Source organism: Mesorhizobium sp. M0217, assembly GCF_040321955.1.
Classification (GTDB): Bacteria; Pseudomonadota; Alphaproteobacteria; order Rhizobiales; family Rhizobiaceae; genus Mesorhizobium.
In genome coordinates this window covers 22,648-41,801 of record NZ_JAMYSN010000032.1, presented here as the reverse complement: position 1 = coordinate 41,801, position 19,154 = coordinate 22,648, and the positions used below count along the sequence as shown (strand labels likewise).

Annotated in this window: 16 protein-coding genes; 5 read left to right on the top strand and 11 right to left on the bottom strand. The window is 63.4% G+C overall.

The window, feature by feature from the left end:
- Positions 1–18 precede the first annotated feature (18 nt).
- The 6 genes from NKJ18_RS29425 to NKJ18_RS29400 form a co-directional block, all read right to left on the bottom strand.
- Entirely contained in the window at positions 19–168 is a 150-nt protein-coding gene (locus NKJ18_RS29425; RefSeq protein WP_023671341.1) for a DUF3096 domain-containing protein, read from the bottom strand.
- A gap of 104 nt (positions 169–272) precedes the next feature.
- The gene (locus tag NKJ18_RS29420) at positions 273–1,040 is read right to left on the bottom strand and encodes an N-acyl amino acid synthase FeeM domain-containing protein (RefSeq protein WP_023671342.1); all 768 of its coding nucleotides are present in this window, start codon (positions 1,038–1,040) and stop codon (positions 273–275) included.
- 167 nt (positions 1,041–1,207) lie between these two features.
- Entirely contained in the window at positions 1,208–3,550 is a 2,343-nt protein-coding gene (locus NKJ18_RS29415) for a putative bifunctional diguanylate cyclase/phosphodiesterase (protein ID WP_031205657.1), read from the bottom strand.
- Positions 3,551–3,662: 112 nt separating this feature from the next.
- Positions 3,663–7,133: an indolepyruvate ferredoxin oxidoreductase family protein gene (locus NKJ18_RS29410; RefSeq protein ID WP_352761089.1), complete on the bottom strand. Its 3,471-nt coding sequence runs from the start codon at positions 7,131–7,133 to the stop codon at positions 3,663–3,665.
- Between the two features lie 221 nt (positions 7,134–7,354).
- Entirely contained in the window at positions 7,355–7,885 is a 531-nt protein-coding gene (locus NKJ18_RS29405; RefSeq protein WP_502906186.1) for a hypothetical protein, read from the bottom strand.
- The gene (locus tag NKJ18_RS29400) at positions 7,878–8,486 is read right to left on the bottom strand and encodes a CGNR zinc finger domain-containing protein (protein ID WP_352761084.1); all 609 of its coding nucleotides are present in this window, start codon (positions 8,484–8,486) and stop codon (positions 7,878–7,880) included. The genes NKJ18_RS29405 and NKJ18_RS29400 overlap by 8 nt, the downstream gene beginning before the upstream one ends.
- A gap of 89 nt (positions 8,487–8,575) precedes the next feature.
- Here NKJ18_RS29400 and NKJ18_RS29395 point away from each other — a divergent pair, with 89 nt between their 5' ends.
- From NKJ18_RS29395 to NKJ18_RS29380, 4 genes are all read left to right on the top strand, one after another.
- Positions 8,576–9,481 carry a branched-chain amino acid ABC transporter permease gene (locus NKJ18_RS29395; protein WP_023732628.1) on the top strand — a complete coding sequence of 302 codons (906 nt, stop codon included), beginning with the start codon at positions 8,576–8,578 and terminating at the stop codon, positions 9,479–9,481.
- A 197-nt stretch (positions 9,482–9,678) separates the two neighbouring features.
- The gene (locus NKJ18_RS29390; RefSeq protein WP_023683517.1) at positions 9,679–10,284 is read left to right on the top strand and encodes a TRAP transporter small permease subunit; all 606 of its coding nucleotides are present in this window, start codon (positions 9,679–9,681) and stop codon (positions 10,282–10,284) included.
- Positions 10,281–12,059 (top strand): TRAP transporter large permease, encoded by a 1,779-nt coding sequence (locus NKJ18_RS29385; protein WP_352510590.1) that lies wholly within the window; start codon positions 10,281–10,283, stop codon positions 12,057–12,059. Before NKJ18_RS29390 ends, NKJ18_RS29385 begins: the two co-directional genes overlap by 4 nt.
- Positions 12,060–12,092: 33 nt before the next feature.
- Positions 12,093–13,121, top strand: a complete 1,029-nt coding sequence (locus tag NKJ18_RS29380) for a zinc-dependent alcohol dehydrogenase family protein (protein WP_352761082.1) — start codon at positions 12,093–12,095, stop codon at positions 13,119–13,121.
- Positions 13,122–13,372: 251 nt separating this feature from the next.
- Here NKJ18_RS29380 and NKJ18_RS29375 read toward each other — a convergent pair whose 3' ends face one another.
- Positions 13,373–14,482 carry a TRAP transporter substrate-binding protein gene (locus tag NKJ18_RS29375; RefSeq protein ID WP_023725935.1) on the bottom strand — a complete coding sequence of 370 codons (1,110 nt, stop codon included), beginning with the start codon at positions 14,480–14,482 and terminating at the stop codon, positions 13,373–13,375.
- 295 nt (positions 14,483–14,777) lie between these two features.
- On the opposite strand from NKJ18_RS29375, the gene NKJ18_RS29370 reads away from it, so the two are divergent.
- Positions 14,778–15,551, top strand: coding sequence for a gamma-glutamyl-gamma-aminobutyrate hydrolase family protein (locus NKJ18_RS29370; protein WP_023834802.1), 774 nt, complete (start codon positions 14,778–14,780; stop codon positions 15,549–15,551).
- 10 nt (positions 15,552–15,561) lie between these two features.
- On the opposite strand, the gene NKJ18_RS29365 is transcribed toward NKJ18_RS29370, so the two are convergent.
- The 4 genes from NKJ18_RS29365 to NKJ18_RS29350 all read right to left on the bottom strand — a co-directional run bounded on the left by NKJ18_RS29365 (position 15,562) and on the right by NKJ18_RS29350 (position 19,007).
- Positions 15,562–15,972, bottom strand: a complete 411-nt coding sequence (locus NKJ18_RS29365; protein ID WP_023671353.1) for a hypothetical protein — start codon at positions 15,970–15,972, stop codon at positions 15,562–15,564.
- Between the two features lie 82 nt (positions 15,973–16,054).
- Complete coding sequence (locus tag NKJ18_RS29360; RefSeq protein ID WP_352626372.1) at positions 16,055–17,038, bottom strand: 2-hydroxyacid dehydrogenase; 984 nt, start codon at positions 17,036–17,038, stop codon at positions 16,055–16,057.
- Positions 17,035–18,057: a LacI family DNA-binding transcriptional regulator gene (locus NKJ18_RS29355; protein ID WP_023671355.1), complete on the bottom strand. Its 1,023-nt coding sequence runs from the start codon at positions 18,055–18,057 to the stop codon at positions 17,035–17,037. Before NKJ18_RS29355 ends, NKJ18_RS29360 begins: the two co-directional genes overlap by 4 nt.
- 65 nt (positions 18,058–18,122) lie before the next feature.
- Complete coding sequence (locus NKJ18_RS29350; RefSeq protein WP_352761080.1) at positions 18,123–19,007, bottom strand: DMT family transporter; 885 nt, start codon at positions 19,005–19,007, stop codon at positions 18,123–18,125.
- Between the last annotated feature and the right edge of the window lie 147 nt (positions 19,008–19,154).

The window sequence follows — 19,154 nt, the reverse complement described above, 5'->3', positions numbered from 1 at the left end:
CGTTGAGGGTTTTGCGTTTCAACCGGCTAGATGCGGAAACAGCCCGAGCAGCCCAATGACGATCAGATAGAGCGCGACGATGTAGTTGAGCAGCCGCGGCATCACCAGGATCAGCACGCCGGCAATCAGCGAGATCAGCGGGGTCAGTGCTAGCTCGGGAATATGCATGTCGGTTCCTTTCTATGGCCGCGTCGGGGTCGTGACGTCCAGAACGCCGAAGCGGCCGGAAAGCTCCTCGCACCGGGCGCTAAAGTGCGCCGGCTTTGCCGACATTACGCTGCTTCGCGAAAATATTTAGCGGTGGGCAGGATGGTCAGCGGCGCGAGCTCGCCGGCCGGCGCCTTGGCAAACAGCATACGCCGCTCCAGCGCCGTCGACTGGAAGAAGGGAAAGCGCTCCAGCGTCGGGGCCATGTTCTGCTCGCAGATCGATTCATAGAAGAAGATCGGCATGGTGAAGGGCGGGTAGAGGCGCGGCTCGCCGACCTGCACCGATCCGAAGATGCGATGGTAGAAGGCCGTGTGCTCCTCGCGGATCATCGAAATGCAGCTGGTGGCGTTGAAGAAGGTGTTGGCGATAACCGCGAGCCGCAGCGTGACATAGGGCAGGGCGCGGTTGGCCGACGACATTTGCGGATCGATCGCCAACCGGCTCGGGTCGATGAAGGTTTCACCGCGCGCCAGCCGCAGCAGCAGCCGGTCGCCGAAAACGGTCATGATCGGCGCTTCGGGGGTCTCACGGGTCAAATGGTGGAGCCTGACGGTGCTGACCAGCTCGCCATCCATGAAGACGCCGAAACAGTAGCAATTGCGCACTTCGTCAAGGTGATCGACGAGCTTCTGTTCGGTAATGGTGTCAAGCAGGCCGTGTGTATGAAAGGCCTTGTAGCGCAGCCGGTAGACCGCTTCGAGATCCTCGCCGCTTTCGCAGCGCCGGTATTCGACACGCTCGAGGACGTCGAGGACGTTGCGGGCGAACAGGGAAGGCGGGCCAGATTTGACTGCCGCACCCGAAAGCACACCTGACTGATGCGTGTCCATTACTTCCCCTCGTACCGCCGCAGGAGAACAATACCGGACGACCGAAGGAACAAGAAGATGAAACTCTAATCGTCTGTGTTTACCGATCATTAACCTTAACAATCAGTTAACGTCTAGACAATACAACGCTTTTTAGACGGGCTTTTCAAGCGCAATTTAATGACGGGTCAGGGCGTGGCGAGTTTTGCCGCCGGCCGCAGCTCGGCGGCGAAAGGCCAGGTCACGTTGGACATGGTCTCTATGCCCGAGGCACTAAGTGCTGCGCCAAACAGGAAGCCCTGGACGAGGTCCGGCTTGACCGAATGCACCAGGATCTTCAGCTGTTCGAAGGTTTCCACACCTTCGATGGTGACGGTCAGCCCGAGCACGCGGGTCAGGTCGACGATGCCCTTCAACAAGTCGAGCGAACGCTTGTTCTGGGTCACGTCCATCAGGAACGAACGGTCGATCTTGATCTTGTCGAGCGGCAGCTTGTGGAGGTAGCTCAGGCTTGAATAGCCGGTGCCGAAATCGTCGAGCGCAATGCGCACGCCAAGCTGCTTCAGTTCCTCGATATACTGGCGCGTTAGCGATTTGTCGTCGAGCAGCGCGGTTTCGGTGACTTCGATCTCGAGGCGGCCGGCGGCGAGCCCCGAAGTGGCAAGCGCGTCGCGAACCTTCTGGACAACGTCGCGGTTGCGGAAATCCTTGGCCGAAAGGTTGACCGAGACGCTGGTCTGGCCCGGCCATTTGGCGCATTCGGCGCAGGCAGCCGCGAGCACAAAAGTGCTGATCTCGGAGATGATGCCCATTTCTTCGGCCAGCGGAATGAAGATGCTGGGCGAAACCGGCCCGAGATCGGGATGATCCCAGCGGCACAGGGCCTCGCAGCTGGCGATGCGCATGGTGTTCATCGCCACGATCGGCTGATAGACCACCCGCAGCGCCTTGCCTTCGACCGCCGTGCGCAGGTCGGCCTTCATCAGCTGGCGGTTGCGGAACGCCGCATCCATCGCTGCCTCGAACAGCCGCCAGTTGTTCTTGCCGAGTTCCTTGGCCTTGTAGAGCGCCAGATCGGCCTTGACGATCATGGCGTCGACATCGGTGTCGTCGACCCTGGACAGCACGGCGCCCGCGCTTGCCTGGATGCGCAGACCGTGGCCTGCGACGTCGACCTCGCCCTGCAGATCGGCAAAGATCTGGTCGAGCAGGCCCGTCAGATGGCTTTCATCCTCGACGCGGTCGAAGAAGATCATGAACTCGTCGCCGCCGAAACGGCTGACATTGACGCCTTGCCCGGCGACGGCCGCCAGCCGCTCGGCAACGGCATAGATAAGTCCGTCGCCGACCGGATGGCCGAGGGTGTCGTTGACGCTCTTGAAATCGTCGAGATCGAGCACCGCCAGGGCGCACAGGCGGTCGCGGCTGCCCGACGCCATGGCTTCACCGACCAGCTCATGGAAATACGCGCGGTTCGGCAGGCCGGTAAGGCTGTCATAGCGCGCCATGAAGCGGATTTTTTCCTCAGCCTCGACGCGGGCGGTGACGTCCTCGAAGGTGATGACACCGAGATCCTGATTGCCTTCGCGGGCCGAGAACTCATAGTGCTGGCCATTGGAGAAGGAGACCAGCACCTTGCGGTCGCGGCCCTCGCGCAAGGCGCGCGTCAGCTGCGCTTCGACATAACGACAGTCTTTCGGCGCCAGCATGCCTCCGGCGACGCCGCGCAGGAGCAGCGAATGGATCGACCGCCCGAGCAGTTGGTCAGGCGAGCGCAGCGACATCAGATGCGCGGCTTCGGCATTGCCGACCACGACCTTGCCGTCGGGGCCGAGCATGACCAGGCCATGCGACATGGTGTTGAGCGCGCGGTTGAAGCGCTCGGCGAGCCTGGCGGCCGTCTTGCGCTCCGAAATGGCGTTGAACAGCACGGTGCGGACGTGGCTGGCCATCCGGGTGATGATGAAGATGAACGGCACGATGTAGAGGCCGAGGATGAAATCGCCGAGATGTCCCTTGAGCATCAGCCCGACCGCGATCGGCAGCACGACCGTGAAGGCCTGCACCGCAACCATGGTCTTGGAGCCGTAATTGCGGCCGACAATGGTCACCGTCGAGCCCATTATGACGGCGATGGCGGCGCTTTCCCCGAAGACATCGGGAATGAGATAGATTGAGGTGAAGCAGAAAAGCCCCATGAAGAAAGCCTGGATGGTGCCGCCAACCAGGTAGTAGCGTTCCCACTTCTTGGCTTGTTCATAAGTTTCGAAACTGCCTATGCGCAGGCCTTTGCGGATGCCGTAGTAACGGTAAAGCCCCGCCGCAAGCATAAGCGCGGCCAATGCAAGATAGGCCGGATGCCCCGAGGTAAAATAAACCAGAATGCCGATGAGGCCATGGCAAAATGCGCCAATCAGCAGGATCCCGGGATCGTTGAACAACGATCGCACGAACCCAGCATAGACGTCCTCACCTATCTCTGCGGCTTTGTTTTCTTGCATGGCCTGCGGTGTCGCACGAACCGCAGTCATGTCACATTCGCCTTAAGAAAGGTTTAGAGATGCCGTTCCGACGCCTGGCGTCAAGTCGGCTCCATCGGCGTAAACCGCGAAAATTCGTGTTCAGGTAAACAAGGCGTATCGATCACTCGGCGGCCTGAAGTTCAGGCCGCGCCGGCGTGTTGGCCAGCCGCTCGACAAGCCTTGTGCGCTCGCCCTCTGCCTTTTCGGCGCTGGCTTGCCTGACATGGCCGTAGCCGCGAATGAGCGCCGGCACCGAGACAAGGGCGATGGCGGCCTCGATCCTGCCTGGCGCAAGTGCTTTGGCGACAAGCTCCAGATCGGCCTCATAGCGGGCCAGAAGCTGCCGCTCCATGCGCCGCTCGGCGCTGTAGCCGAACACGTCGAAGGCCGTGCCGCGCAGGCTTTTCAGCGCCGCCAGCAGGCGAAAACCCTTCATCATCCACGGGCCGAAGCTCGATTTCCTCGGCTTGCCGTCATTGCCGCGCCTGCCCATGATCGGCGGCGCCAGATGAAATTCGAGCTTTTCGTAGCTCTGGAACTGTTTTGACAGCTCCATAGCGAAGGAGCCGTCAGTGTAGAGCCGCGCCACCTCATATTCGTCCTTGATCGCCATCAGCTTGAACAGATTTTTGGCGGCTGCCTCGGTCACCGCGGTCGAGCCGGGCACGGCCTTTGCCTCGGCGGCACGCAGGACCGCCAGCCGCTCGACATAGCGCCTGCCATAGGCGGCATTCTGATAGGCAGAGAGGAAAGCGACGCGGCGGGCGATGATATCGTCCAGCGTCTCGGCGATCTCAGTGGCCTTGCTCGGTTGCGCGATGAGGCCGCGCACAAACTCCGGCTGATGCGCGGCGCGCCGGCCCCAGCGGAAGGCGGCGATGTTCATCGCCACCGCCTCGCCATTCAATTCAATCGCTCTTTCAACGGCTTGCGCGGACAGCGGCAGCCCGCCATGCTGGAAAGCGAAGCCGAGCATGAACATGTTGGCGCCGAGCGAATTGCCGAACAATTGGGTGGCGGTGCGCGTGGCGTCGAAGAAATGGGTCTTGTCTTCGCCGGCGGCAGCACGGATCGCCTTCTTCAGGCGCTCGATCGGCAGCGAGAAATCGGCCGAACGGGCGAACTCGCCAGGCATGATCTCGGCGGTGTTGGCGAGGAAGATGGTATGGCCTTCGCGTACCGCGCCAAGCACCTTCTTGGCGCCCGAGACGACGAGGTCGCAGCCGAGCACCAGGTCCGCCTTGCCGGCCGAAACGCGGATCGCGTGGATGTCGTCCGGGGTGCGGGCGATGCGGACATGGGTGAACACCGAGCCGCCCTTCTGGGCGAGGCCGGCCATGTCGATCATGCCGCAGCCCTTGTCCTCGAGATGGGCGGCCATGCCGAGCACAGCACCTATGGTGACGACGCCGGTGCCGCCGACGCCGTCGATGATCGCCGCCCAACCCTCGCTACCGAGCGGGAATTCGGCCGGCACCGGCACGCCGTCAAGCGGGTCGGAGCGGCCGGCAATGCCTTCGGCCTTCCTGATCTTGGCGCCGTGCACGGTGACGAAGGACGGGCAGAAGCCGTTGACGCAGGAGAAATCCTTGTTGCAGCTCGACTGGTCTATTCTGCGCTTGCGGCCGAACTCGGTCTCGACCGGCTGGATCGAGACGCAGTTCGATTGCACGCCGCAATCGCCGCAGCCCTCGCAGACCAGTTCGTTGATGAAGACCCGCTTGTCGGGATCCGGGAAGGTGCCGCGCTTGCGGCGGCGGCGCTTTTCGGCGGCGCAGGTCTGGTCGTAGAGCAGCACCGAGACGCCCTTGACGTCGCGCAGCTCGCGCTGGACGAGGTCGAGGTCGTCGCGGTGGTGGATGGTGGCGCCGGAGGGGAATTCGGCCTTCCCCGCATATTTCTCCGGCTCGTCGGTGACGATGGCGATGCGCTCGACGCCTTCGGCGCGCACCTGCCTGGCGATCATGCCGACAGTCAGGCCGCCCTCATGCGGCTGACCGCCGGTCATGGCGACGGCGTCGTTGTAGAGGATCTTGTAGGTGATGTTGGCATCGGTCGACAGCGCGAAGCGGATCGCCAGCGTGCCGGAGTGATTGTAGGTCCCGTCGCCGAGATTCTGGAAAATGTGGCCGCGCTTGGAGAATGGCGCCTGGCCGACCCATTGTGCGCCCTCGCCGCCCATGGCGGTGAAGCCGACCGTGTTGCGGTCCATCCACAGCGCCATGAAATGGCAGCCGATACCGGCGGCTGCGATCGAGCCGTCCGGCACCTTGGTCGAGGAATTGTGCGGGCATCCGGAGCAGAAGAACGGCGTGCGCGAACCGATATCGCTGGTGTCGGCAAGCATCGCCTGGAACTGGCGCAGCTTTGCCACCTTTGCAGTGATCTCTTCCGAAGGGCCGATTGTGCGCAGGATGCGCTCGCCCAGCGCAATGGCGATCTCGTTGGGGTCGAGCGCGCCCTTGGCCGGGAACAGCCAGTCGCCGCGCTCGTCCTTCTTGCCGACGATCGTCGGCCGCGTGGCGGTGCCGTAGAGGTTTTCGCGCAGCTGCACCTCGATCAGCGAGCGCTTCTCCTCGATGACGACGATGGTGTCGAGGCCGCGGGCGAATTCTGAGATATGCTGCAGGTCGAGCGGCCACGGGCAGCCGACCTTGAACAGGCGGATGCCGATGCGGTTGGCGGCGGCCTCGTCGACGCCGATGTCTTCCAGCGCCTGGCGGACATCGAGATAGCTCTTGCCGAGCGTGATGATCCCGAGCTTCGGCGCCCGGCCGCCCGAATAGACGATGCGGTTCAGGCCGTTGGCATGGATGAAGGCGGATGCAGCGGCGCGCTTGTATTCATGCAGGCGCTCCTCCTGGCCGAGCATGTCGATCTCATCGCGGATGTTGAGGCCGCCGGGCGGCATATCGAACTCCGGCACGACGATGTTCAGGCGCTCGAGCGCGGCATCGACGGAGGCCGTGGATTCGATGTTGTCCTTGACGCATTTGATAGCCGCCCAGGTGCCGGCGAAGCGCGACATGGCAAAGCCGTAGAGGCCGTAGTCGATGATCTCCTGAACGCCGGCCGGGTTGAGGATCGGCACCATGGTGTCGACGAACAGGAATTCGGTGGCGTGCGCATTGGTCGATGATTCGGCCATATGGTCGTCGCCCATCAGCGCAAGCACGCCGCCATGCTTCGACGATCCCGCGAGGTTGGCGTGGCGGAAAACGTCGCCGGAGCGGTCGACGCCCGGTCCCTTGCCGTACCAGACCGAAAACACCCCGTCATGCTTGCCTTCGCCCAGCAATTCCGTCTGCTGAGAGCCCCAGCAGGCGGTGGCGGCAAGCTCCTCGTTGAGGCCGGGCTGGAAGACGATGTCGGCCTGCGCCAGCTGCTTTTTCGCCCGCCACAGCTGCATATCGAGGCCGCCGAGCGGCGAGCCGCGATAACCGGACACGAAGCCGGCCGTGTTGAGGCCGGCCCGGCGGTCGCGCTCGCGCTGCATCACAAGCATGCGGATGACCGCCTGTGCGCCGGACAGGAAGATGCGCTCCTTGCCAAGATCGAACTTGTCGTCGAGCGCGACGTCGTGCAGCGTCATCAGGCATTTCCTCTGCGGAGACAGCACCGGGGGCGCGCAGCCAACGTAGGAGTGAGATGGCGCAGTCTTTCTCCGCTTGCAAGGCAGGTCAAACGAAATCGAAAGTGCCAGGCAAAGCGCAACGAACGATCCGCTGCCGTCGCGTATCCGGCACGAAATCGGTCCGCGGCGGTTGTCCGGCGACCGAAAATTTCCACGCAGTCGCGCCGGGCAAAAACGCGTCAGCCTTTCGAGCAATCCGGCTTCGGCTCACCCGGCAGCTTGCCGTCGGGATGGCCGGCAAGATCGGGATTGGCCGTATAGAGCTGGTCGACCACCAGCGGCCGGTCGGGAAGGATCGACTGGTCCTCGCTCGACATCAGCGTCGTGTCGATCTTCTGCAGGAACGTGCCGTCAGGACCCCTGATGCTGATGGAGATCGCATAGGGTTTGTCCTTGACGATGCAGGTGAGCGCCGGGCTCTCCAGGCTGACCTTGTCGAGCTTCGGCCAGACCTTCTGCTCGACTACCAGGGGAGGGCCGCCGGCCGGATTCTGGAAACTGGCGACCGCAACCTGGCCTTCGCCCATCGGCTGCAGGGGCCGCAGCGTCACGACATAGTTCGCCCGGGCGAGACGGTAGTTGAAGACGACGACCTTGCCGGAAACCTCGAACAGCTTGCCGTCGCCGCCGGTGTCGCGGCAGGCGCCAAGCGCAACGGCTGCAATGAGCGCTGCACCGACAAGGATCGAACGAAAAACAACCCTAGGCATTGTTGACCTCATGTGCCGCCGTGCGGCGGCGATAGTGACGGCTTGCTTTCTGGCGGTTGCCGCACACAGCCATATCGCACCAAAGGCGGCTGGAATTGCGGCTCCTGTCGACGAACAGCCAGCTGCAATTGGGACAGATCCTGAGCCTGGCGACCGTGTCGTCGCGCAGCAGCGACAAGGCCGAAACCGCCAGCGCCGCCTCGAACGCGATCGGCGTCGATGGGTCGCCGAACGGTCTACCCGGTGCGCCGATTTCGGCCAGGCTCCGATCTAGGCCGTTGGCGCAGGCCTTGAGAAAAGCGGCGAGATCGCCGGCGGCAAGCGCACCTTTCGACACCGCGCCGCGAAACAGGCGGTCGGTCGTCTCGCGGATCGCCAGCACCACCGGGGCGATGCTGTCCGGCGAGGTCGCCTCCAGCGGTCTGCCGCCAAGCTCGGCACCGCGAAAGCCGCTTGCGGCATCGGCGAAGCGCGCGATCTCGGCCGGATCGTCAAAACGGTCGAAGGTCTTTTCCGGATCGTTGCGCAACACCACGGTGTTGGCCGTATCGAGCGCAAGAATGCCGCCGGTGAAGCGATGTGGGGTCCAAGATACTGTCATATCAGAAATCTAACCCATAAAACGCATTTGACAAGTTAGATTCTACGATGCAAACCTTGGCGCGGGCTCCGGCGCCCGGAAAGCTGTCTATGCTCTATTTCTTCCAGCAGGTGCTGAACGGGCTGCATTCCGGCGCGCTCTATGCGCTGCTTGCCTTCGGCTACGTGCTGACCAACGGCATCCTGCACCGGACCAATCTCGCCTATGGCGCGCTGTTCGCCTTTTGCGGCCAGACGATGATCCTGACCGTGGCCTTCGGCTATCAGGTATTGTGGCTGACCTTGCTGGCGGCAGTGGTGCTCGGCGTCGTCACGGCTTTCCTTTATGCCGCGCTGATCGGCCACGTGCTGTCGCGCAGCGTCTTCGAACCGCTGGCCGACCGCACGCCCAATGCCATTGTGGTGACGACGCTCGGCATCCTGCTGGTGCTGTCGGAAGCAAGCCGTATCGCCGCCGACACGCATGACTGGTGGCTGCCGCCTATGCTGGCGCAACCCATTGTCTTCGCTCAGGATGCCGGCTTCCAGGCGACGCTGACGCTGATCCAGCTCATCGATTGCGCGGTGGTTCTGGCGGCAATCATGCTCGCCGCATGGGCGTTCGCCAGCTCGGGCTTCGGCCGCCGCTGGCGAGCCGTCTCCGACGATCCCAAAGCGGCTGCCATGTGCGGCGTGGACGTGCGCGCAGTGTTCCGGCATGCGGTGTTGTTTGGCGGTTTCTGCGCCGCGCTGGCCGGAATCATGGCCGCCCTTTACTACGGCAATGTCAGCTTCGGCTCGGGCCTCGTTTACGGGCTGAAAATCCTGTTCGTGACGGCGGTGGGCGGCTATCTCTCGCCGCCTCGGGCCGCGCTCGGTGCGGCCGCCTTCGGCATGGCCGAATCGCTATGGGCCGGCTATTTCCCGATCGAATGGCGCGATGGCTGGATGTATCTGTTCCTGGTCGCGGCACTTGTGCTGATCGGTCCCGGCCGCGACCAGCAGAAGATCGCCTGATCGCCGCATCCGCTGTCAGACTTTGGTTGCATGACGCAGCAGCCGGTCGGCACTTATCCCCTGCCTCCCGTCACGACGGCGTTGATCGCGCCCATGCCATGTTGACCCGCCGAACCACGCACGGCATACCGTTGGGCCACAGCGGCGCGACGGAAAATAGGGGAGCCGGCGCGCCTTCGACCTCAGGGAGGAAATGCATGGCAGGGCTGCTCGCTCTATCCAGAACGATCGACCGTATGAACGAGTTCATCGGCCGGTGGATATCGTGGCTGATCCTGCTGGCAATCCTGGTCAGCGCCGCCAATGCCATCATCCGCAAGGTCTTCGACGTCTCGTCGAATGCCTGGCTGGAACTGCAGTGGTACCTGTTCGGCGCCGCCTTCATGCTGGCCGCCGCCTATACGCTGAAGCAGAATGACCATATCCGCATCGACATCGTCTACGGCATGTGGTCGCGCCGCGTGCAGCACTGGATCGACCTGCTCGGTCATGTCTTCTTCCTGATGCCGTTCGTGACGCTGATGGTGATCTATTTTGTCCCCTACGTGTCGCTGTCGTTCCGCAGCGGCGAAATGTCGAACAATTCCGGCGGCCTGATCATCTGGCCGGCCAAGGCGATCCTGCTCGTCGGCTTCTTTCTGCTGGCGCTGCAAGGCATCTCCGAGATCATCAAGAAGATCGCCATCATGCGCGGCGACATGGACGATCCCAATCCGTTCATCTCGGTGCACGAACAGGCCGAGCTCGAGGCGAAAGCCCTTGCCGAAGAAGCCAAGGCGCTCGCCCAGGAGGCGCGCCCATGATCGAGTTCATCGCCCAGAACATGGCGCCGATCATGTTCGCTTCGCTGATCATCTTCCTGCTGATCGGCTATCCCGTCGCTTTTTCACTCGCCGCAAACGGCCTGATGTTCTTCTTCATCGGCGTCGTGCTGTCGCCCTATTCGGGCGGCTCGATCAACCTGGCGTGGCCGCTGCTGCATGCGCTGCCCGACAATTTCTACGGCAGCCGGGTGATGTCGAACGACACGCTCTTGGCAATCCCGTTCTTCACCTTCATGGGCATCGTGCTGGAACGATCGGGCATGGCCGAGGACCTGCTCGACACGATCGGCCAGCTGTTCGGCCCGGTTCGCGGCGGCCTTGCCTATGCGGTGATTTTCGTCGGCGCGCTGCTTGCCGCGACCACGGGCGTGGTCGCGGCTTCGGTCATCGCCATGGGCCTGATCTCGCTGCCGATCATGCTGCGCTACGGCTATGACCGACGACTGGCGTCGGGCGTCATCGCGGCATCCGGCACACTCGCCCAGATCATCCCGCCGTCGCTGGTGCTGATCGTTCTGGCCGACCAGCTCGGCCGTTCGGTCGGCGACATGTATGCCGGCGCGCTGATCCCCGGCCTGGTGCTGACCGGCCTTTACACGCTCTACATCCTGATCATGTCGATCGTCCGGCCGAACTCGATGCCGGCGTTGCCGCTGGCGGCCCGCACGCTTGGCCACGGCGTGCTGTCGCTGCTCGCGGCACTGCTGGTGGCAGTCGCGGCTTCCTATGCGGCCTATCGCTACCTTGCGCCGGCGCATGGCGACAATGCCGATATCCTTGGCGCCAGCATCGGCGTGATCCTGATCTATATCGTGGCGATCGCCGACAAGGGCCTGAACATCAACATGATGTCCAGGCTGGCGCAGCAGGTGATCATCGTTTTGATCCCGCCTCTGGCACTGATCTTCCTGGTGCTGGGCACCATCTTCCTCGGCATCGCAACCCCGACGGAGGGCGGCGCCATGGGCGCGGTTGGCGCCCTGGCGATGGCGGCAATGAAGGGGCGGTTGTCGCTGGATGTCATCAAACAGGCGCTCGCGTCGACCACCAGGCTTTCCTCCTTCGTGCTGTTCATCCTGATCGGCGCGCGGGTGTTCTCGCTGACCTTCTACGGCGTCAACGGCCACGTCTGGGTCGAGCATTTGTTGACGTCGCTGCCGGGCGGCGAAGTCGGCTTCCTGATCGGCGTCAACATCCTGGTCTTCGTGCTCGCCTTCTTCCTCGATTTCTTCGAGCTCGCCTTCATCATCGTGCCGCTTTTGGCGCCGGCAGCCGATAAGCTCGGCATCGACCTGATCTGGTTCGGCGTGCTGCTCGGCGTCAACATGCAGACAAGCTTCATGCACCCGCCTTTCGGCTTTGCGCTGTTCTACCTGCGCTCTGTCGCCGCGCGCGTGCCCTATCTCGATCGCCTCACCGGCAAGCAGATCGCGCCGGTGACCACCGGCCAGATCTATTGGGGCGCCGTGCCCTTCGTATGCATCCAGGTGATCATGATCGGGCTGACCATCGCCTTCCCGCAAATGGTCATGCGCTACAAGGGTGCGGCCGTCGATCCGGGAGCGATCGAGATCAACTTGCCTGATATGCCGGGCCTTGCGCCTCTCGGCACACCACCACCAGCCAACGGTGGCGCGTCACCCGCGGCGCCACCGTCGAACGATCTCTCGCAGCCGCCGAATTTCGGCGAGACGCCGCCCGCCAAGCCGGCGGCGCCGGCGACCGACCTGTCGCAGCCGCCGAACTTCAACTGATGTGTGAACACTGAGAACCTGAGTGAGGATGTCATGAGAGCCGTGCGCCTGGAAGCCGTGGGCAGCATTGCGCTACGGGAGGTCGACAAGCCTATTGCGGGACCGCAGGACGTTCTGGTGCGCGTCGAAGCCTGCGGCGTTTGCGGCACCGACCGTCACCTCCTCCACGGCGAATTCCCTTCGAGCCCGCCGGTGACGCTTGGTCACGAATTCTGCGGCATCGTCGAGGCCGTTGGAGACGCGGTTTCCGGCATCGCCGTCGGCGACCGTGTTACCGGCGATCCCAACATCTTCTGCGGGCGCTGCAGTCATTGTCGGGCCGGCCGGGTGAACTTGTGCAGCAATCTCAGGGCTATCGGCATCCACCGCGACGGCGGCTTCGCCGACTACGTCGTGATGCCGCAGAGCCAGGCCTTCCTTCTGCCTGCGAACCTCAAGCCAACGCATGGCGCCTTCTGCGAGCCGCTGGCCTGCTGCCTGCACGCTGTCGACCTCGCCGGCATCAGGCCTGGCGCTGCCGTCGTGGTGCTTGGTGGCGGCGTCATCGGCCTGCTTACCGTGCAATTGGCGAGGCTCGCAGGAGCGGCGACCATCATCCTGTCGACGCGGCAGGCCTCCCGCCGTGCGCTCGCCGAAGAGCTCGGTGCAACGGCGACGGTCGACCCAAACGCGGTCGACCCGATCGAGGCGATCGCCGGCCCAACCGGCCTTGTGCCCGGCGGGGCCGACGTGGTGCTCGAATGCGCCGGTGTCCCCGATACCGTCGAACAATCGATGCGGCTGGCGAAGTCCGGCGGCACGGTGGTGATCGTCGGCGTGATGCCGCAAGGCGTGAAAGTGCCCTTCGAACCGTTCGACATCCTGTTTCGCGAACTGAAGGTTCTCGGCTCGTTTATCAACCCCTTCACCCACAGGCGGGCGGCGGACCTTGTCGCGTCCGGGGCAATCGAGATCGACAAGCTCATCTCCAGACAGGTCGGCCTGGAGGAAGCCGCCTCGGTGATCGCCAACCCGGCCGCCCCCGGCGAGGTCAAGGTGTTGGTGGTGCCGGGCAGGGAATGAAGGGCAGCCTCAATCCTGCGACGTTGGCGATTGGCGAAACGACGATGACCGCGTCCCTCTCCCCGTCACTATACGGGGAGAGGATGCCGGCAGGCAGGTGAGGTGCAGCGTCAACGCTTGGAAAGATAAGCTATAATTTCGGGGCGGCTACCAAGCCCAAGGCGATCAATCGCCGAAGTTTGCACCGCCCCTCATCCACCTGCCGGGACCTTCTCCCCGTATAGTGACGGGGAGAAGGGACAGATCCCAGCCTACAGTTTGCCGTTGCGCTGCTGGACCATCATGAAGGTGTCGTAATTGTACTCGGCCACCTGCGCCCACAGATAGTGCTCCTTGCGGAAGCCCTTGATCGAGTCCCAGATCTTCTTGAACGGTGCGTTGGTGGCTTCCATTTCGGTGTAGACCTCATTGGCCTTCTCGAAACAGGCGGCCATGATGTCCTGGCTGAACGGGCGCAATTTCGCGCCGCCGGCCACCAGCCGCTTGACTGCTGCAGGATTGAGGTAGTCGTATTTCTGCAGCATGTTGGCGTCCGCCGCGTGCGCGGCCGTGTGCACCAGCGACTTGTAGGCCGGCGAAAGCTCTTCGTACTTCGCCTTGTTGAACAGGAGATGGACGGTCGGGCCGCCTTCCCACCAGCCGGGATAGTAGTAATAGGGCGCGACCTTGTAGAAGCCGAGCTTCTCGTCATCATAGGGGCCGACCCATTCGGCGGCGTCGATCGTGCCTTTTTCCAGCGCCGGATAGATGTCGCCACCGGCGATCTGCTGCGGTACGACGCCGAGCTTCGAGACCACTTTGCCGGCAAAGCCGCCGATGCGCATCTTGAGGCCGGAGAGATCGGCGACGGTGTTGATCTCCTTGCGGAACCAGCCGCCCATCTGCACGCCGGTGTTGCCGCCGGGCAGGCCGAACAGGCCTTGCGTGGCGAGAAACTCGTTGAACAGGTCGATGCCGCCGCCATGATAGTGCCAGGCATTCATGCCGCGCGCGTTGAGCGAGAACGGCACCGCCGCACCGAGCGCCCATGTCGGGTCCTTGCCCCAATAATAGTATGACACCGTGTGGCAGGCCTCGACGGTGCCGGCCGTGGTGGCGTCGGCGGCCTGCAGGCCGGGTACGAGTTCGCCGGAGGCGAAGACCTGGACCTGGAAATTGCCGTCCGTCGCCTCAGACAGCATCTTGGAGAAGACTTCCGCGCCGCCATAGATCGTATCGAGTGACTTGGGGAAGGACGACGCCAACCGCCACGTCACTTTCGGATTGGACTGGGCGATTGCCGGTGCGGCTAGCGTCGCGGCAGCCGCCGCAGCGCCCACGCCGGTGACCCCGGCCTTGCGGATGAATGAACGACGATCCATGCAGAACCTCCCTTTTGGACCAACAAACCGACATCAGGGACATCTCCTCGCGCCCGGTATCGATTTGCCGAAACAATACACGGGCAAGGGGTCGAGTCCAGCATGGCAGCGGGATTTGACGGCGGCGCTGGCGACAAATCCGCCGGCCGGCCAGCCAGCCTGCAACTATAGTCTAACGGTCGCGCGTGGCCCATGCGAGATGGCGAAACTTGCCATGGAAAAGCGCCTTCGGATCGCCTATTTTGCAGGCACAATAGATTATTCGCTTCGCTCCAAATGGAATCCGGACCCAAAAATGCACCAGCCGCTCGTCGCCATATCGACCGACGTCCGTCAGTTCGACAACTACACCTGGCATGCCGTCCCGCAGCAATATATCGAGGCAGCACTTTCCGGCGCCGGCGTGTTCCCGCTTTTGGTGCCGTCCTTCGGCGACCGGCTCGATTTCGACGAGCTGTTGTCCTCGGTCGACGGTGTCATGGTCACCGGCTCGAAGTCCAACGTGCATCCATCGCTCTATGGCGGCGACGCCAGCGAAGCCAACGGCCCCTACGACCCGGCGCGCGATTCCACCACGCTGCCGCTGATCCGCAAGGCGATCGAGCGCGGCGTGCCGCTGCTTGCCATCTGCCGCGGCATCCAGGAGTTGAACGTTGCGCTGGGCGGCACGCTTGGCACCGAGATCCAGGAGCGCGAAGGCTCGCTCGACCATCGCGCGCCGGTGAGCGACAACCAGGACGAACGCTTCGCCATTCACCAGACCATTTCGATCAAGCCGGGCAGCTGCCTGGCCGGCGTGTTTGGCGCCGGCGACATCAAGGTCAACTCGCTGCACCGCCAAGGCATCGACCGGCTCGGCTCGAAGCTGCAGGTCGAGGCGGTTGCCGGCGACGGCACGGTGGAGGCAGTTTCGGTGAAGGACGCCCGCGCCTTCGCCGTCGGCGTGCAATGGCACCCCGAATACTGGGTCAAGTCGGACAACAACTCGGCCAAGATCTTCCGCGCCTTCGGCGATGCGGTGCGGCTGCATGCGACGGCGAAGGCCGGTGCACGGGCGGCGGCGGAATAAATCCCGGCGATCAATTGCCGGCGGATTGATCCCGTTCGCCGGTTGTCGCCAGCGACAGCAGTGGCGTGGCCGGAGCGTAGGATTCGTAGCCGTCGCCATCCGCAACCGAGAAGGTGACGATCGGGTCGGTGCCGTCGGCGCTGAACGCGATCGTGCCGTCCTCGCCCTCTCGCCAGAATTTTGCCCGCTCGATGCCGGGCAGCAGCCCGCGGCAATTCGGCGCCACGGTCAACAGCGACAGGCCATCGTCAATCGCGGCGCCGCGGCTAACCGCGCAGTCGCCTTCGTCGCCATTGGCGACCAGCCTGAAGGTGGTTGCCGGCCTTGCTTCATTGGCCGAACTTTCACTGCTGCCGCCGTGAAACAGCTGAAAGCCGGCGAAAAGTGCCGCTGCCGCAATCGATGCCGGAAGTTTCGTCATCTTGCACTCCGCGCCCCCCGGCGCAGATGCAGAATGATTTCAAAGCGTTAAGCCGACGTTAACGAGTGTGGCAGAGAGCCGCTCAGCTTCGTGGCTTGACTTGCGCCGTCTCCGGCACCGGGGTCAGTGGCCGGCGCTCGCTGAACCAGGATACCAGATTGTCGACGCACAGATCCGCCATGGCGCGGCGCGTGTGGTGCGAGGCCGAGCCGACATGGGGCAAAAACGAGGTGTTGGGCGCCTCCAGCAAAGCCTTGGGCACATTCGGTTCATCGGCGAAAACATCGAGCCCGGCGGCGGCAATGGTGCCGTTGGCAAGCGCTACGGCGAGGTCTGCCTCGTCAACCGTGCTGCCACGGCCGATGTTGACGAAAACGCCGTTGGCGCCAAGCGCCGCCAGGATTTCGGCATTGACCGCCTTCTCCGTGGAAGCGCCGCCCGGCACTACGGAAATCAGCGTATCGACCGCTTCGGCAAGGCCCTTCAGCGTCGGGTGGTGTTCATAAGCCAGACCTTCGACCCTGCGCCTGTTGTGGTAGGCCACCGGCAGCCCGAACGCTTCCAGCCGGCGCGCAATGGCAAGGCCGATGCGGCCCATGCCGAAAATGCCGACATGCCGACCGCGCAAGGTCAGCCGGCTCAGGGGATAGTTGCCCTTCTTCACCCAACTGCCGTCGCGCAGCCATTTCTCGGCCTTGTAAAGTTCACGCACGGTGTTGAGCAAAAGGCCGATCGTGGTGTCGGCGACCTCCTCGGTCAAAACATCGGGGGTGTTGGTGACCATGATGTTTTTCTTGGCCGCATGGCCGGCATCGACCGAATCATAGCCGACGCCGAAGGAGGCGATGAGTTCGAGGTTGGGCAATGCATCCATCAATGCCGCATTGACGCCGGCGAAGGACGCAATGGCGCGCACGTCATGGCGCATCTCGTCGGTGACCAGGGCGGGATCGGCGCGCTCTATCTTGATCCGCTTGAAGGTGCGGTCGATGCGCTCGACCGCATGGTCGTTGAAATGTCCTGGCACCAGAACGGCGACGGTCTGCAACGCATCAGTCTTGGTCATGCACGCTCCACCGGCTTGCCGGTCGACTGGCGCACATGCAGTTCCGGCTTGATCAGTTCCTGTGACGGCCGTACCGCCTGTCCGTTCAGCTTGTCGAGCAGCGCGCTGGCGGCACGGCGGCCGACCTCTCGCTGGCCATTCCAGACTGTGGTGAGCGCCGGTGTCGCGATTGCCGCCTCCTCGAGATCGTCATAGCCGGTCACCGAGATGTCGGCGCCCGGCACCAGGCCGGCGCGGGCAATGCCGTTCATCAGGCCGATGGCGACCAGATCATTCCAGCAGCAAGCGGCGGTTGGCTTGTCTTTAAGCGCCAGAAACTGTCCAGCCGCCTCGAATCCGCCCTGCTTGGTGCGCGGCCCGGCGATGCGCCAGGACGGCCTGACCTCAAGCCCGGCGGCCTCCATGGCGTTGAGATAGCCCTGGTAGCGGTCGCGCCCGGTCGAGGTCTGGTCGGTGCCGCCGATCATGGCGATGCGCTTGTGCCCGAGCGAGATCAGATGATTGGTGGCAAGTGCCGTGCCATAGGCATCGTCGCCGCGAAACACCGGCACGTCGGCGCCTTCCACGCTGCGTGCTATCAGCACCGCCGGCAGGCCGTTTTCCTCGGCCATGACGATGTCGGAGGCCGGCGTGCCGATGGCCGGGGACATGATGACGCCGTCGGCGCCGAGCTGCAGCAGCGTATCGATGAAGGTGCGTTGCTTTTCCAGCTGGTCGTAGTGATTGGACAGGATGAAGGTCTGCCGGCTGCGGTCGAGTTCGCTCTCGATCGAGCGCAGGATCTCGGCGAAGAACGGGTTCATGATGTCATGCACGACGACGCCGACAATGCCCGAGCGCGAGGTGCGCAGTGAGGCGGCGCGGCGATTGTAGATATAACCGATGGCCCGCGCGTGCTCCTTGATGCGGTCACGCGTGGCGCCTGCGACCAGCGGGCTGTCGCGCAAGGCGAGGGAGACGGTGGCCGTGGAGACGCCAAGCGCATCCGCGATCGTCGAAAGCTTGATCTTTTGTGCCAGCCCTTGGCTCCCCGAGTTTTTTAAATTTTTTAAATGCGGCGTTATGCCATCGGATTCGGAGCAAATCAAAGTTTTTTCGCCAGAGCCTCCGCCTCGACATCGACGGTCGTGCGATTGCGCAGCCGCAAACGGTGCTCGCGATGGATGATATAAAGGCCGCTGGCGACGATGATGGCTGCACCCACCAGCGTCCAGCGGTCGGGGAACTGGTGGAAGATGATCCAGCCGGACAGGATCATCCAGACCATCTGCGAATAGGGGTACGGCGCCAGCGCCGTGGTGGTCGCCAGGCGGTAGGCCTGCACCAGCAGCCAGTGGCTGCCGGCGCCGAACACGCCCAGCATCACCAGTATGAACCAGTGCCAGCCATCCTGCGGCAGCCCATGCGAGAACGGCAGCATCGGCAGAAGCAGCACGGCCGGCGCCAGCGCCGAAAACAGGATCAGGCTTTCCGAGGTTTCGCTGGCTGACATCCGCCGCGTCATGATGACGTAAAAACTGTTCGACAGCATCGAGCCGAGCGCGAAAAGATGGCCGATGCCGAACACGCCCATGCCCGGCCTTGTAATGACGAGCACGCCGACAAAGCCCGACAGGATTGCCAGCCAGCGCCGCCAGCCGGCCCATTCACCAAGCAGCGGTCCGGCAAGGGCGGTGATCACCATCGGCCCGAAGAAGTAGATCGAGGTGGTCTCGGCCAGTTGAAGCGTTTTGAGCGCCATGACGTTGCACATCGTCGAGCCGAACAGCAGACCGCCGCGCAGGATGTGGGCCGGCAAATTGTTGGCGCGGAAGCGCGACGGCTCGCGCCAGCCGCGCAGGAAGACGCCGACAAGCAGGACATGGACGGTGAAGCGGGCCCAGGCGACGATCAGCGCCGAGACGCCGGCCAGCACCAGATATTTGCTCGATGTGTCGAGAAAGGTGAAAAAGACATAGGTCGAAAGCATGAACAGCATCGCCGCGGGCGGCGTTGCGCTTTCGTCTGATTTTGCGGGAACGTTCAATGTCAGGCCGGGCAGGGAGGATCAACGCTTAACCTTTGCGGCAATCGCCTGCGCCCGGCAAGCCAAAAGCGACTGGCACAACAGGAGCCG